Annotated in this window: 13 protein-coding genes; 9 read left to right on the forward strand and 4 right to left on the reverse strand. The window is 39.5% G+C overall.

Going from position 1 to position 14,141, the window contains the following annotated elements:
* Nucleotides 1–46: 46 nt before the first annotated feature.
* The 8 genes from tpiA (at nt 47) to smpB (ending at nt 9,604) form a co-directional block, all read left to right on the forward strand.
* Nucleotides 47–802 (forward strand): triose-phosphate isomerase, encoded by a 756-nt coding sequence (gene tpiA / locus ACLHK8_RS09495; protein WP_057772867.1) that lies wholly within the window; start codon nt 47–49, stop codon nt 800–802.
* A 71-nt stretch (nt 803–873) separates the two neighbouring features.
* On the forward strand, nt 874–2,193 hold the full coding sequence (gene eno / locus ACLHK8_RS09500; protein ID WP_057772870.1) for a phosphopyruvate hydratase: 1,320 nt from the start codon (nt 874–876) through the stop codon (nt 2,191–2,193).
* 127 nt (nt 2,194–2,320) lie between these two features.
* Nucleotides 2,321–3,082, forward strand: coding sequence for a nucleoside phosphorylase (locus tag ACLHK8_RS09505; RefSeq protein ID WP_323715185.1), 762 nt, complete (start codon nt 2,321–2,323; stop codon nt 3,080–3,082).
* Nucleotides 3,083–3,103: 21 nt separating this feature from the next.
* Nucleotides 3,104–4,618, forward strand: coding sequence for a glycerol kinase GlpK (gene glpK, locus ACLHK8_RS09510; protein ID WP_057772874.1), 1,515 nt, complete (start codon nt 3,104–3,106; stop codon nt 4,616–4,618).
* 121 nt (nt 4,619–4,739) lie between these two features.
* Nucleotides 4,740–6,299 carry a ClC family H(+)/Cl(-) exchange transporter gene (locus ACLHK8_RS09515; RefSeq protein ID WP_434520319.1) on the forward strand — a complete coding sequence of 520 codons (1,560 nt, stop codon included), beginning with the start codon at nt 4,740–4,742 and terminating at the stop codon, nt 6,297–6,299.
* 136 nt (nt 6,300–6,435) lie between these two features.
* Nucleotides 6,436–6,672 carry a preprotein translocase subunit SecG gene (gene secG, locus ACLHK8_RS09520; protein WP_057772878.1) on the forward strand — a complete coding sequence of 79 codons (237 nt, stop codon included), beginning with the start codon at nt 6,436–6,438 and terminating at the stop codon, nt 6,670–6,672.
* A gap of 72 nt (nt 6,673–6,744) precedes the next feature.
* The gene (gene rnr, locus ACLHK8_RS09525; RefSeq protein ID WP_063696840.1) at nt 6,745–9,117 is read left to right on the forward strand and encodes a ribonuclease R; all 2,373 of its coding nucleotides are present in this window, start codon (nt 6,745–6,747) and stop codon (nt 9,115–9,117) included.
* A 13-nt stretch (nt 9,118–9,130) separates the two neighbouring features.
* Entirely contained in the window at nt 9,131–9,604 is a 474-nt protein-coding gene (gene smpB / locus ACLHK8_RS09530) for an SsrA-binding protein SmpB (RefSeq protein WP_323715182.1), read from the forward strand.
* 67 nt (nt 9,605–9,671) lie between these two features.
* Here smpB and ACLHK8_RS09535 read toward each other — a convergent pair whose 3' ends face one another.
* The 4 genes from ACLHK8_RS09535 to ACLHK8_RS09550 form a co-directional block, all read right to left on the reverse strand.
* A complete protein-coding gene (locus ACLHK8_RS09535; protein ID WP_323715181.1) occupies nt 9,672–11,096 on the reverse strand; it encodes an APC family permease in 1,425 nt (474 codons plus the stop codon).
* A gap of 131 nt (nt 11,097–11,227) precedes the next feature.
* Nucleotides 11,228–11,794: a GNAT family N-acetyltransferase gene (locus ACLHK8_RS09540; protein ID WP_434520320.1), complete on the reverse strand. Its 567-nt coding sequence runs from the start codon at nt 11,792–11,794 to the stop codon at nt 11,228–11,230.
* Between the two features lie 14 nt (nt 11,795–11,808).
* Entirely contained in the window at nt 11,809–12,381 is a 573-nt protein-coding gene (locus tag ACLHK8_RS09545; RefSeq protein ID WP_057772218.1) for an LURP-one-related/scramblase family protein, read from the reverse strand.
* A gap of 29 nt (nt 12,382–12,410) precedes the next feature.
* On the reverse strand, nt 12,411–13,283 hold the full coding sequence (locus tag ACLHK8_RS09550; RefSeq protein WP_057772220.1) for a Cof-type HAD-IIB family hydrolase: 873 nt from the start codon (nt 13,281–13,283) through the stop codon (nt 12,411–12,413).
* Between the two features lie 134 nt (nt 13,284–13,417).
* On the opposite strand from ACLHK8_RS09550, the gene ACLHK8_RS09555 reads away from it, so the two are divergent.
* Complete coding sequence (locus ACLHK8_RS09555; protein ID WP_057772222.1) at nt 13,418–14,140, forward strand: uracil-DNA glycosylase; 723 nt, start codon at nt 13,418–13,420, stop codon at nt 14,138–14,140.
* The last annotated feature ends 1 nt before the right edge of the window (nt 14,141 follow it).

Here is a 14,141-nt window from a genome sequence, read left to right on the forward strand (position 1 = left end):
CTGCTGTTTAAAATATAATTTGTTATAGATGAAAGGAAGTATTATTTTGCGTACACCAATTATTGCTGGAAATTGGAAAATGAACAAGAACCCTAAAGAAACAACTGAATTTGTTAATGCTGTCAAGGATCAACTTCCTGCAACTGACAAAGTTGAATCTGTTATCGGTGCTCCTGCCGTTGATTTACAAGCTTTGTTAGATGCTGCTAAAGGCACAAACCTTAAAGTAGCTGCTGAAAATTGTTACTTTGAAGATGAAGGTGCTTTTACTGGTGAAACTTCACCTAAAGTCCTTTCTGAAATGGGTGTTGACTATGTTATTATTGGTCATTCAGAACGTCGTCAATATTTCGGCGAAACTGATGAAGATATTAACAAAAAAGCTAAAGCAGTTTTTGCTAACAATATGTTACCAATCATTTGCTGTGGTGAAACTTTAGATCAACGTGAAGCTGGTCAAACAAATGAGTGGGTTTCAGGCCAAATTACTAATGCACTTAAAGGTTTATCTGCAGATCAAGTGGCTTCACTTGTGATTGCATACGAACCAATCTGGGCAATTGGTACTGGTAAGACAGCTTCAAGTGATCAAGCACAAGAAGTTGTTCACGTCCTTCGTGAAACTGTTGCTAAGTTATACGACCAAACAACTGCTTCTAAAGTTCGTATTCAATACGGTGGTAGTGTTAAACCTGCTAACGTTAAAGAATTAATGGGCAAAGAAGACATCGATGGCGGTTTAGTCGGTGGTGCAAGTATGGTTCCTGAATCATTCTTGGAATTAGTTAACTTTAATGCTTAATTTTCAAGTCGATTTGTAATACAATTGATTTGTAACAGAATTTACTAAATTTAGTGAGGAGAAATTACAATATGTCACTTATTACTGATATTTATGCACGTCAGGTTTTAGATTCACGTGGTAACCCAACTGTTGAAGTTGAATTATATACAGAAGATGGCGGTTTCGGCCGTGGAATCGTTCCTTCTGGTGCTTCAACTGGTGAACATGAAGCTGTTGAACTTCGTGATGGCGACAAGAGCAAATTCATGGGCCAAGGTGTTACAAAGGCTGTTGAAAATGTTAACAAGTTAATTGCTAAGAAAATTGTTGGTTATGAAGTAACTGACCAATTAGCAATTGATAAAGCTATGATCGAACTTGATGGTACTCCTAACAAAGCTAAGTTGGGCGCAAACGCAATCCTTGGTGTATCTTTGGCTGCTGCTCGTGCTGCTGCTGATGAGCTCCAAATTCCTTTGTACAACTACTTAGGCGGATTCAACGCTCATACATTGCCAACACCAATGTTGAACGTTATCAATGGTGGGAAACATGCTAATAATGATGTTGACTTCCAAGAATTCATGATCATGCCTGTTGGTGCTCCAACAATTACAGAAGCAATTCGTTGGTCATCAGAAACATTCCACAACTTAAAGAATCTTTTGAACGAAAAAGGTTACTCAACAGCTGTTGGTGATGAAGGTGGATTTGCACCTGATTTGAAGAACAATGAGGAACCATTTGAAATCCTTGTTGAAGCTATCACACGTGCTGGCTACAAACCTGGTAAAGACATTGCAATTGCCTTTGACTGTGCTGCTTCTGAATTCTATAACTCAGAAACAAAGAAGTACGACTTAAAGGGTGACGGCAAGTCATATACCGCTTCTGAATTTGTTGACTTACTTGATGGTATTGTTGACAAGTACCCAGTTGTTTCTATCGAAGATCCTTTGGATGAAAACGAATGGGAAGACTGGAAGATGGCTACTGACAAACTTGGCAAGAAAGTTCAAATCGTTGGTGATGACTTGTTCGTTACAAACACAGACTACCTTGCTAAAGGTATCAAGATGGGCGTTGGTAATGCTATCTTGATCAAGTTGAACCAAATTGGTACATTAACAGAAACTGTTAATGCTATCGAAATGGCTAAGGAAGCTGGCTATACAGCAATCGTTTCTCATCGTTCTGGTGAAACAGAAGATACAACAATTGCTGACTTAGTTGTTGCTTTGAATGCTGGTCAAATTAAGACTGGTTCAATGAGCCGTACAGAACGTATTGCTAAGTACAACCAATTGATGCGTATCGAAGATCAATTAGGTGAAGTTGGCGATTACAAAGGTATTAAAGCCTTCTATAACTTGAGCGAACAAGCACGCGACGCTATTACAAACAAGTAATTTAACGTTTGCAAATGGGTTCGTTAAGAGCCATCTGGATTATTCCGGATGGCTCTTTTTTGTACTGAATTTTTGCTACAAAAAGAGTAAAATGATGGTAATTGATAGTAGGAAGTAGGAATGCAGAATGTTAAATAGTTTGCCACTTTTTGATTTTGATGCGCATCGTCAAGCCGTATTGATGCCGGGTCATGATGGTCCATTTTCTTTTCACAAGAAAGCTGTGTTTCCATTTTTACGTGATGAAGAGATTTTACAATTTGTTGAACAAAATGGTGGCAAACAGATTGGCAAGTTTGAAACAATTACCAAAACTTACCCTGTTTACGAGTGTCGATACCAGAATGAATGGATTACGGTGGCTCAAGCGCCGTTGGGTGCGCCAGCTGCGGTACAATTTCTGGAATTCTTAATTTGGTTTGGTGTTAAGCAAGTTATTAGTGTGGGGAGCTGTGGCGTATTGACGGATATTGCTGAGGACAGATTTTTAATTCCAACGGTTGCCCTAAGGGATGAAGGGACTTCTTTCCATTATGTTTTGAGATCTGATGTTATTGCCTTGAATCCGGAAGTAGTTGCTAGTATGGAAAAAGGTTTAACTAAAAATAAGCTTGAGTTTCGAGAAGTGGAAACTTGGACAACGGATGGCTTTTTTCGTGAGACTGCCGCTTTAGTAAGAAAGCGTAAGCAACAGGGCTGCACAGTTGTTGAAATGGAATGTGCTGCTTTAGCTGCTTGTGCCCAATTTCGCAATGTTCAATTTGGACAGTTATTTTTTACAGCTGATTCACTGGCTAATTTAAATCAACACCAAGAACGGGATTGGGGTGAGGGTGCTCATGAGCAAGCGATTGAACTTGCTGCCCAGTTGGTTACAGAACTTGTTTAAAAATAAAATGAGGTTATAAAAATGCCAGAAAGTTATATTTTGTCCATTGATGAAGGGACAACAAGCACGAGGGCCATTATTTTTGATCATGCTGGTCAAAAGGTTGCTGATGCACAACGAGAGATCACACAAATTTTTCCTAATCCCGGCTGGGTTGAACACGACGCCAATGAAATTTGGGACGCTGTATTGTCCACGATTGCTGACGCTTTAATTAAGTCACGAATAAGGCCCTCCCAAATTAAAGGAATTGGTATTACAAACCAGCGGGAAACGACGGTGATTTGGGATAAAAAAACTGGCTTACCAATTTATAATGCCATTGTTTGGCAATCCCGCCAAACAGCAGATATTGCGAATCAATTAATTTTGGCAGGCTATCAAAAAGAGATTCATCAAAAAACTGGCTTGATTGTGGATGCCTATTTCTCGGCAACAAAAATTCGTTGGATTCTGGACCAAGTTCCCAATGCCCAAAAGCGGGCAGAAAACGGTGAGTTGCTGTTTGGCACGATTGATACCTGGTTAGTTTGGAAGCTTACCGGCGGGGATGTGCATGTGACGGACTATTCAAATGCAAGTCGGACGATGTTATTTAACATTCACGAACTCAAATGGGATACAGATATTTTAAAACTCCTCAACATTCCCAAGGCCATGTTACCAGAAACAAAGTCAAATTCTGAAATTTATGGATATACGAAGGATTATCATTTTTACGGTAGTGAAGTACCCATTTCAGGGATGGCAGGGGATCAACAAGCGGCACTGTTTGGGCAAATGGCATTTGAGCCAGGGATGATCAAGAATACATACGGAACCGGAGCCTTTGTCGTGATGAATACGGGGACCGAGCCGCAACTATCGGATCATAATTTATTGACCACCGTTGCTTATGGGATTAATGGCCAAGTCTATTACGCGCTAGAAGGAAGTATTTTTGTTGCTGGTTCAGCCATCCAGTGGTTACGAGATGGCATGCAGTTGTTGAAAACTTCCGCAGAATCTGAGGAAGATGCCTTTAATTCAACGGATCATAATGAAATATATGTGGTACCGGCGTTTACTGGTTTGGGGGCACCTTACTGGGATTCAGTTACGCGCGGATCAATTTTCGGAATAACCCGCGGAACAACAAAGAATGATTTTGTCAAAGCAACGTTACAATCGTTAGCGTATCAATCACGGGATGTTGTGGATACGATGAAGCAAGATGCAGGAATCGAGATTCCAACGCTTAAAGTGGACGGAGGAGCCTCTCATAACAATTACTTGATGCAGTTCCAGGCAGATATTCTTGGAATTGAAATTGACCGAGCTGCTGATTTAGAAACAACAGCGCTTGGGGCAGCATTTTTGGCTGGCCTTGGTGTCGGTTTTTGGAAAAATATAGAAGATATTAAAACAATCTATCAATCTGGCCAGAGCTTTTTGCCAAATATGAATGGAGAAGAGCGCGAAAACTTATACTCCGGGTGGCAAGAGGCCGTTCAAGCAGCGCGAATGTTTAAGCATCAACCATATCGAAAGAAATAGATTCACTAATTTAAGAGTTAAGGACCGGATAATTAATTTGTCCGGTTTTTTTATTTTAAGTATTTTCGTGCTAAACTAAATAGTGACGTTTAAAAATTATAAAATTAAGAAGTGAAATAATATGCAGTGGCAAGGACAACCAACAAAAAAGCAAAGGGTTCCTGATCGGACTCGGTTAACTTATATTTTGCAAGGATGCATTACGGGTGCCATTGCCGGGTTCATCGTCAGTATTTTTCGATTAGCGATTGTGAATGGCCTGAAACTGATGATGATCGTTTATAAACAACTTTCAATGCACTGGGAATTAATTCCAGTTTGGCTGATTATTATGCTCCTGGTTGCCGTTGTGGTTGGTTATATGGGTCGCCAATATCCTGAAATAAAGGGATCTGGTATCCCCCAAGTAGAAGGGCAACTCTCTGGCAACTTAGAATATGCTTGGTGGCCAGTCTTATGGCGAAAATTTGTGGGTGGCATACTGGCGATTGGTTCAGGACTGTTTCTAGGTCGCGAGGGGCCATCAATTCAGTTAGGCGCTACAATCGCACAGGGGTATGCCGAACTAACTCACAAGACAGAGTTAAAACGCCGGGTACTCATTGCAAGTGGAGCAGCGGCTGGATTGTCTGCCGCGTTTAATGCACCAATCGCTAGTACATTATTTGTGCTTGAAGAGGTTTATCATAATTTTTCACCACTGATTTGGACGACAGCGCTAGCTAGTGCTATTGCTTCAAACTTTGTTTCTACAATCTTTTTTGGCTTAACACCAGTTTTACATATTGTTTACGCAAGCACACTACCGCTTACAATGTATCCGCATCTAATTCTGCTAGGTATTTTCCTTGGGCTAATGGGGTTCATTTATCAACGTGTCTTACTTAAAATGGGTGATTGGTATGCCTATTTGACCAAATTACCGAGCTGGTTATTTGGGGTTGTGCCATTTGTGTTGATTATCCCGATTGGCATGTTGGTACCTAACTTATTAGGTGGTGGGAATAATATTATCTTAGCCATTGCTGCGCATTCTCCGGCCCTAATTATATTGATTGGGATCTTTCTTTTAAGATTTATTTTTTCCATGATTTCTTATGGATCTGGGCTTCCTGGTGGCATTTTTTTGCCAATTTTGTCGTTAGGTGCCATTCTTGGTGCTATATATGGAAAAGTCATGATTCAGTTAGGAATGATGCCATCCGCATATTTGGTTAACTTTATTATTATTGCAATGGCGGGCTATTTTGCCGGAATTGGAAAAGCCCCGTTTACTGCCATCTTGTTAATTACCGAAATGGTCGGGACGCTGCATCATTTAATGCCACTCGCAATTGTTTCAATTACCGCCTATTTGGTAGTTGATTTGCTAGGTGGTGCCCCAATTTATGAATCATTACTTCACAAAATTGTGAAACCTAAAATGCCACGTGTGGGTGGTAAATTGGATCGGGTAGAATTTCCGGTTTTTGCTGGTTCGTATTTAGCGGGACATCAAGTGCGTGATTTTAAGTGGCCGGGGAACAGTTTACTAATTGCCATTCGTCGAGGTGAACTTGAAATCATTCCCCATGGAGATACGCTACTTCAAGCGGGAGACACCTTAATTGTGACAACTAGTCATCAAAACCGGGGGAATATTGCGCGCCAATTAAGAAAACTGCCTATCCAATCGAATTGATTAAAAAGAATTTGGTCAGGATTTTTATTTAGTAATTCCGTGTTCAATAGGAAAAGTTATCCATAACACTGGAAAAAAAGCTAAACTATGATAAAATATAGAGGATATACTACAAGCTTAGGTAGGAGGTCGCTACTTGTATAATTTATTAATGACAATACTATTAATTGTTTCAGTTTTGATTATCATTTCGGTAATGATGCAGCCAGCAAAGACAGATAACGCGTTGTCGTCTTTCTCAGGTGGGGCAGATGACCTTTTTGCCCACTCAAAACCGCGTGGATTTGAAGCGTTTATGCAAAAAGTCACATTAGGATTAGGAATTATTTTCTTTGCCGTTGCAATTGCGATGGTCTATGTTTCTTCTCACTAATGATTGAGCCTCCTGTGTTTTGCAGGAGGCTTTTATTAAGTTAAAAAACAAATTTAAAATTTGAGGTAAAAAATGGAAACAAATAAAATTCAAGCTGCTGTCAGCAGTTTATTAAGTCAACATCCTAAGGAAAATTTTACAGCTGAAGAAATTTTTCAACAATTAAAACTTGAAGGAGCAAGTGTTTTTAATATTTTAGTTAAAGAACTTGCTGTGATGGAACGGTCAAATCGTGTTCATATCACAGAGCAGGGGAAATTCACCTTGCCCATTCAACCAGATCAACAAATCGTTCACGGTGTGTTCCATGCCAACGACCGTGGCTTTGGTTTCGTAGCCATCGATCCGGAAATTCCAGATGTTTATATTAGTGAAGATCATACAGCTTTTGCATTGAATCAGGATGAAGTTGATGTTCGGATCACACGTCAGGCTAAACCTGGCGATGATAAAGGGCCTGAAGGGGTCGTTACTAAGATTACGGAGCGTCATTTTACGCAGGCTGTTGGGGTTTTTCAAACTTCAGGTGCAGATCCTGAAAATGGCGTTATCGGTGAAATTGCATTAAAAGATAAAAAATTAGCTTCATATCATTTTGATGTTTTAGCTTCAGGAATCAAGCCACAAGAAGGGGCTGTGATCACTGCTGAAGTGACTCAGTATCCTAATTTGAAACATCCTAAACTGATGGCAGGCCTCGCTGTTGAGACCATTGGATTTAAAGATGACCCTGGGGTTGATATTCTTCAGGTTATTTATCAACACGAATTACCATATGAATTTCCTGATGATGTTAAAGAGGAAATCAAAGCGATCCCAGAATTCGTGACAGATGAAGAAAAAGTCGGTCGTAAAGACTTGACTGATGAAACAGTTGTGACAATTGATGGGGACGGGTCTAAAGATTTTGATGATGCTGTTGGTGTTTATAAAATGGCTAATGGACATTATCATTTGAGCGTCAACATTGCTGATGTGAGTCATTATGTTAAAGAGGGGTCACCTCTGGACCACGAAGCTTATCGGCGGAGTACCAGTGTTTACTTGACTGACCGTGTGGTGCCAATGTTACCGCGGAAGCTCTCTAACGGAATTTGTTCTTTGAATCCTGATGTGGAGCGTTTGACCATGACTTGTGAAATGGAAATGGACGAAAATGGTAAAGTAGTCAATCACCGGATTTATCCAAGTGTGATCAAATCTAATGCGCGAATGACTTATTCAAATGTTAATAAGATTCTTGAAGCTCACGACGAAAAAACGCGGGAACGCTATGCTGATTTAGTGCCAATGTTTGAAACAATGGGCGAATTGCATAAAATCTTGCTGAAACGTCGGAAGCGTCGTGGAGCAATTGAATTTGATGATAACGAAGCTGAAATTATTGTAGATGAAACTGGTCATCCAATTGATATTAAAGTTCGCGTTCGGGGAACTTCTGAACGGATGATCGAATCGTTTATGTTGGCAGCTAACGAAACCGTGGCTCAACATTATTCAGAGCTCAAAGTGCCATTCTTGTACCGTGTCCATGAAACGCCTGACAGTGACAGAATGTTGAAATTCTTTGAATTTTTGACAAACTTTGGTTATACAGTTAAGGGTAGTCCAAAGGATATCAAACCCAAAATGTTACAAAGCGTTTTGAAACAGGTTTCGGGAAGTAAAGAAGAACCCATGATTTCGATCATGATGCTTCGTAGTATGAAGCAGGCCAAATATTCTGAGGATTCTTTGGGACATTTCGGCCTTGCTGCAGAATACTATACGCATTTCACGTCACCAATTCGACGTTATCCAGATATGTTTGTGCATCGTTTAATCCGTCATTACGAAGAGGACGGCCTTAGTGAAGAATCACAAGCTCAATTTGTTGAGAAGGTTCCTGAAGTTGCGGCTCATACTTCTAAATTGGAACGGCGAGGTATTGATACAGAACGTGACGTTGATGGGATGAAGAAAGCTGAATTTATGGGCGATCACGTTGGCGAAGAATTTAAGGCTGTTGTGAGCTCGGTAATGAAGTTCGGGTTGTTTGTTGAATTAGATAATACTGTTGAAGGACTTGTTCATATCAGTCAAATGAAAGACGACTATTATGAATACGTTGAAAACCAAATGGCTTTGGTTGGGCGGAATACGCACCGAACATACCAAATTGGTCAAGAAATTGAAGTTAAGTTAATTCGAGTGGACAAGGATCAAAGAGAAGTTGATTTTGATCTCTTACACCCAGAAAAGACGCCGACTAGTGAAATTCAATTACCACCACGTCAATTCCGTAATAGTGGCAATTACAAAGGTGGCAATCGACAAGGTAGTCACAACAAGAATTTCAATAAAAAATCATCAAGTAATTATCGAAATAATTCTGCTAAAAACTCACATGCAACAAACTCACATGGTAAGCCATCATCTTCAAAACCGTATGGTCGGAAAAAGTAGGAGTGAGGTTTAAATGGCAAAGGCAAAAACAAAGCAACGAGATCCAGCCTTAGCTCAAAATAAAAAAGCACGTCATGATTATTTAATTTCAGAAACTTTTGAGGCTGGGATGGTACTGACGGGCACAGAAATTAAATCTGTCCGTGCCAGTCGAATCAACTTAAAAGATGGCTATGTACAAATCCGTAATGGTGAGGCCATCCTGATGAATATTCACATTAGTGAGTATACAGAAGGCAATCAGTTTAATCATGACCCATTGCGAAACCGAAAATTGTTGTTGCATAAAAAACAAATTGCGGAATTAGCTGAGCAAACACAAAATAAGGGAATTACAATTGTGCCCTTAAAAGTTTATTTAAAACATGGGTTTGCTAAGGTTCTGATTGGAGTTGCAAAAGGTAAGCATGAATACGATAAACGTGAAACTTTAAAACAGCGTGACCAAGAACGCGAAATTGCGAAAGCAGTTAAGCGTTATCGGTAAGCTGTGATAATCAAAAAGCGAGGAAAACTACTTTCATACAGTAGTTTTCCTCGCTTTTTTGTATAGGTTATTGTTCTTTTTTACGTTGTCTACGCGCAATTGTGGGCATGACCCAACCCAACGCTAAGAGAAGCCCTGGGGTTGCAATGTTCATAATCAACTCTTGCCAATACGTAAAGGAGGTTGGCGGGACATCTTGGGGTAAAATACCGAAGGTTGCCGCAACAAATGTAATAATGAAGCACCACAAAGCCACAAGGTAAGCAGCACGATCATTTTTAATAAAGACATAATCAGATTTGAATTTTTGGGAGTTTTTTCGAACTTGCATGAAGGCAAAAAATATCCAACAAGTAACATAAGGAGACACAATCCCATTTAGATTAAGTAACCAGTTAAAAATTTCATTCATGTCGGGAAGAAAAACACCCATCAAAAGAATTCCAGCAGATAATGCTGAAGTAAGAATATAGCCATTGATGGGACGGCCATGATGATCGAGCTTTAAGAGCTGTTTTGGCATGAATCGTTTACCAGTGTCTAAGATCAACATTCGCGTCATTGCATCTAGCAACAATGCGAGTAGTGCAAACATATATAACAGCTGGGCAATTGAAAATAGGAACAGCATCGAGTGACCTAAGCCAATGTGGTTGCCCACATAATCAAAGGCGTAATAACTACCATTCATTTTTAAATCGACAGGTAAATGATGATCATTAAAGAAAACCCCTAATGAAAACGAACCAAAAATAGTGAGAAAGCCGGCCATTACTGTCAACATAATAATTGATTTTGGAAAGTCACGCTTGGCGTTGCGCATCCGCGTGACATACGGAGCGACTAATTCGGAGCCACTCGTCGCATAAATTAACAGACCTAATGTCGAGAAAAAGTGTAAGTTAATTTTCGGTGTAAAGGTGGATATGTGTAGTGGTGCTGAAGCGATTGCGTGTCCATTAGTCAGATTAACGACCGTTAAAACAACGAATAGGATGGTCATAATAAACATTGCACCACCACCCAAGACGTTAAGGAGCTGCAAAGAATTTTTGATTCGATTCTGAATCAAAATAAAAATGACAAATACTAAAAAGGTAAGTAAGGCAAACATGGTATTTGACATATGTTCTTCCATTGAATTATTGCCATTGATTAACCAGCCAAAGGCCACAACTACGGAATTTGCGGTGTCCACTACATACGGAATGGAAGCTGCCCAATATGTCCAAGCTGTAAAGTAACCAAGTGTGTCGCCACTGGTTTCACGAACCCAGGAACTTAGGCCACCACCAGACTTACTGAAAGTGGATCCTAATTGACCGACCATTAAACCATAGGGGACAACGTATAAGGCGAATAGAATTACCCAAGTAGTAATCACACCTAATCCTTGATTCTTAAAGTTATAAATAATGTCATCAAAGCCGATAACATTAACAAAGGCCATCAGTCCGAGGACCGGCCAGCTAATATATTTTGTGTTTTTCATATTCCAATTCCCATCTAAAAAATCATTTAATTTTAGCATAGATTTAAACCTAAGCGCTACAAAAACTTGAAGCAAAATTAAATTTTCCACTTCAAGTTTTAAAGATGGTTACTTATTCAATTATTTCGACGCTAGACAGTCATTTTAAGATGATTGTAATTATGCCCAGCAACGATTTGAACACGATCTTTTTTAAAGCCGATTCGCTGATATAATTTTTCGGCTTGAGGATTTTTAAAGTCGACTAGTAAACCGACTTCATTGGTGTGAACCTGTTTAGCAACTGTTGGGAGGTAATTTAAGAGCTGAGTACCAATGCCTTCACCACGATGATGAGCATCGACACAAAGCGTGTTAAGGTACCATTCATTCGCATCGGCTTCCCGATCTGAAAAGATAACAGTTTTTTCAGGAATTCCTAATTCGGTGTAGTAGCGGGAAAACACGTCAAAGAGTTGTTGTTCGTTTTTTCCTATATAGCCAAACATCATACCAAGCACTTCATCTTGATCTTTAGCGACAATCAAATTAGCCAGATCACCTTGATATTCAGGTGATGAAAATGTTTTTTCAAAGAGTTTAGTCAGCTGTTCATCACTTAATTCATGGAGAGCAGGAAGTTCCATTTCTTCTAAAATGACCTTAACTAAAGTGACGATTTGAGGGACATCTTTTATTTGAGCGGTTTGAATTTGCAAATTTACTCCTCCATTTATTCGATTAATTTATTTTTGTGTTTTTTATGTTTTTGGATATTGTTAAAGCTAGTCTCACCACTTGGTAGTTGCCATCCTGGAACAGCAGATCCACGCTTAATGTTTGATTTGCTATTTTTCTTTGACCAATGATCCAGAATTGCTGCTATGCAAATACAAACTGGCTCGGTGGCCTCCGTAGTAATTGTCAGCTCATTGTAAGTAGTGCCGCATACCAGCTTCATGATGGGTTTACGGCCACTATAAACGTGATGCAAACCGGTTCGGAGGTTTCCAGTGATAAACCATTTTAATTTACTAACATACATAAATTCATGGATTAAGCCAAAGGTCTTTGAAATTGAGCCGATTTTTTGACCATTAAAAAAAATATCAAATTTAGGAAAAATTCCTACTGACGTTTGTTTGATTTCTGCCAATAGCTGTCCGTCTGTACTGTAAACAGAGAGGGCATCGTGCCGGATTCCCCATTTACCAACCATCAGATAACATGAATTGTTGAAATCATCATGGACGATCGTGGCACCTTTATTATTTGCATCTTGATGTTTCACATAAAGCTTGCGCATAAGTACTCACTCCTATAGCAGCAAAACCATTATTGACGATTGGTTTTGAGTTGTTCCAAGATGGCTTTTCCAACCCCATCTTCGTTATTCGAAACGGTTAAGTGATTCGCAATTTTTTTAATTTCGGTATGAGCATTTTCCATTGCGTAACTAGTGTCCGCAATTTTTAGCATGGAAGCATCGTTTAAATTATCTCCGATTGCCATGACTTGTGACATGGGAATGTTTAATTCGTCAGCATAATGTTGCAACGCGATACCTTTTTGAGCACGGACGTTATTAATTTCAATATTCGAGCGAGAAGATGATGTAATGGCCACATCAACCTTTTGATTAATCTTATCAGCTACGGGCTGTAGTTCGTCTTGACCATCATTTGAAAAGGCAATGATTTTTAAGATTCGGACATTTTTGTCATCAATCAATTCTTGGTAATCATCGACATATGTGATATCCATTAGTTCAACTCGTGCCGAGGCTAAAGAAACGGCTAATTTAAATGGAGTGTCAGGATTAAGATTTGAAAGTAGATCTGCCAAATTTTGAATATGCATGGCACGGCTATTAGAAATGACCCCGTCGATTGTGACAATTTCATAGTATAAGTGTGCTAAATTTAATTCGCGCATGATCTGGGTAACTGAAGCACGATGGAGAGGCACCATATCCAAAGCTTTTCCGTCCACATCGTAAACGGCAGCGCCATTCAATGTAATCATTGGTGCTTGAATTCCGAATTTTTCAATTAGGGGCTTGGCCTCTGAAAGCTGGCGTCCTGTTGCGATAACAAAATGAACACCTTCACTTTGGGCTTGTTTAATGGCAGCGGCATTTCCTTCAGAAACTTCCATTTTTTCATTGAGTAACGTTCCATCCATATCAGAAGCAATTATTGAAATCATATTTCCACGTCCTTATCAGGTTTTTATATCTTCAGTTTAACATGTTCCTCCGGTTTTTTTTAGTCATAAGATAACGACATTTAATGTTATTAAAACATTTTAGGCTATGCTAGAATATGAGGAGAGGTGCGAAAATGAAAACGTTTATTCATAATGACTGGCAAGAAGTTCTGGGACCAGAATTTGAAAAGGCCTATTACAAAGATTTACACGATTTTTTAAAAACCGAATATAAAACTCAATTAATTCATCCAGACATGTTTCATATCTTTGAAGCGTTTGAGTGGACGCCGTTTAGTGAAGTTAAAGTGGTTATTTTAGGACAGGATCCCTATCATGAACCGAATCAGGCGCACGGGTTAAGTTTTTCTGTCCTACCTGGTGTCAAAATTCCACCATCTTTGCAAAATATTTATAAAGAGCTACAAGATGATTTAGGGATCAAACCAGTTTCTCATGGTTACCTAGAAAAGTGGGCTAAACAAGGAATTCTAATGCTTAATACCGTCTTGACGGTGCGCAACGGACAGGCATTTTCTCATAAGGGAAAAGGATGGGAACAACTAACCGATGCAGCTATCGAAAAGCTTTCTGCACGAGAAACGCCAGTGGTATTCATACTTTGGGGGAAAGCTGCTCAAGCTAAGATTGAATTGATTGATACAGATAAAAATATTGTCATTAAATCGGCGCATCCGAGCCCATTTTCTGCCTATCACGGATTTTTTGGATCTCATCCGTTTTCAAAGACGAATGCAGCCTTAGAGGCGTTAGGTGAAACACCGATTGATTGGCAATTACCAGAACATGTAGATTTGTCCGAAAAGCCTGAGAATCAGTCTCAACAAACGAGGTAAA

It is taken from the genome of Pediococcus sp. M21F004 (assembly GCF_051122535.1).
GTDB classification, from domain to species: domain Bacteria; phylum Bacillota; class Bacilli; order Lactobacillales; family Lactobacillaceae; genus Pediococcus; species Pediococcus inopinatus.

Bases quoted from the DNA above. Each gene is read 5' to 3' on its own strand.
- ACLHK8_RS09550 (WP_057772220.1), bottom strand. From the start codon at position 13,283: ATGATTTCAATAATTGCTTCTGATATGGATGGAACGTTACTCAATGAA.
- ACLHK8_RS09555 (WP_057772222.1), top strand. From the start codon at position 13,418: ATGAAAACGTTTATTCATAATGACTGGCAAGAAGTTCTGGGACCAGAA.
- ACLHK8_RS09505 (WP_323715185.1), top strand. From the start codon at position 2,321: ATGTTAAATAGTTTGCCACTTTTTGATTTTGATGCGCATCGTCAAGCC.
- ACLHK8_RS09515 (WP_434520319.1), top strand. From the start codon at position 4,740: ATGCAGTGGCAAGGACAACCAACAAAAAAGCAAAGGGTTCCTGATCGG.
- rnr (WP_063696840.1), top strand. From the start codon at position 6,745: ATGGAAACAAATAAAATTCAAGCTGCTGTCAGCAGTTTATTAAGTCAA.
- eno (WP_057772870.1), top strand. From the start codon at position 874: ATGTCACTTATTACTGATATTTATGCACGTCAGGTTTTAGATTCACGT.
- ACLHK8_RS09545 (WP_057772218.1), bottom strand. From the start codon at position 12,381: ATGCGCAAGCTTTATGTGAAACATCAAGATGCAAATAATAAAGGTGCC.
- ACLHK8_RS09535 (WP_323715181.1), bottom strand. From the start codon at position 11,096: ATGAAAAACACAAAATATATTAGCTGGCCGGTCCTCGGACTGATGGCC.
- smpB (WP_323715182.1), top strand. From the start codon at position 9,131: ATGGCAAAGGCAAAAACAAAGCAACGAGATCCAGCCTTAGCTCAAAAT.
- glpK (WP_057772874.1), top strand. From the start codon at position 3,104: ATGCCAGAAAGTTATATTTTGTCCATTGATGAAGGGACAACAAGCACG.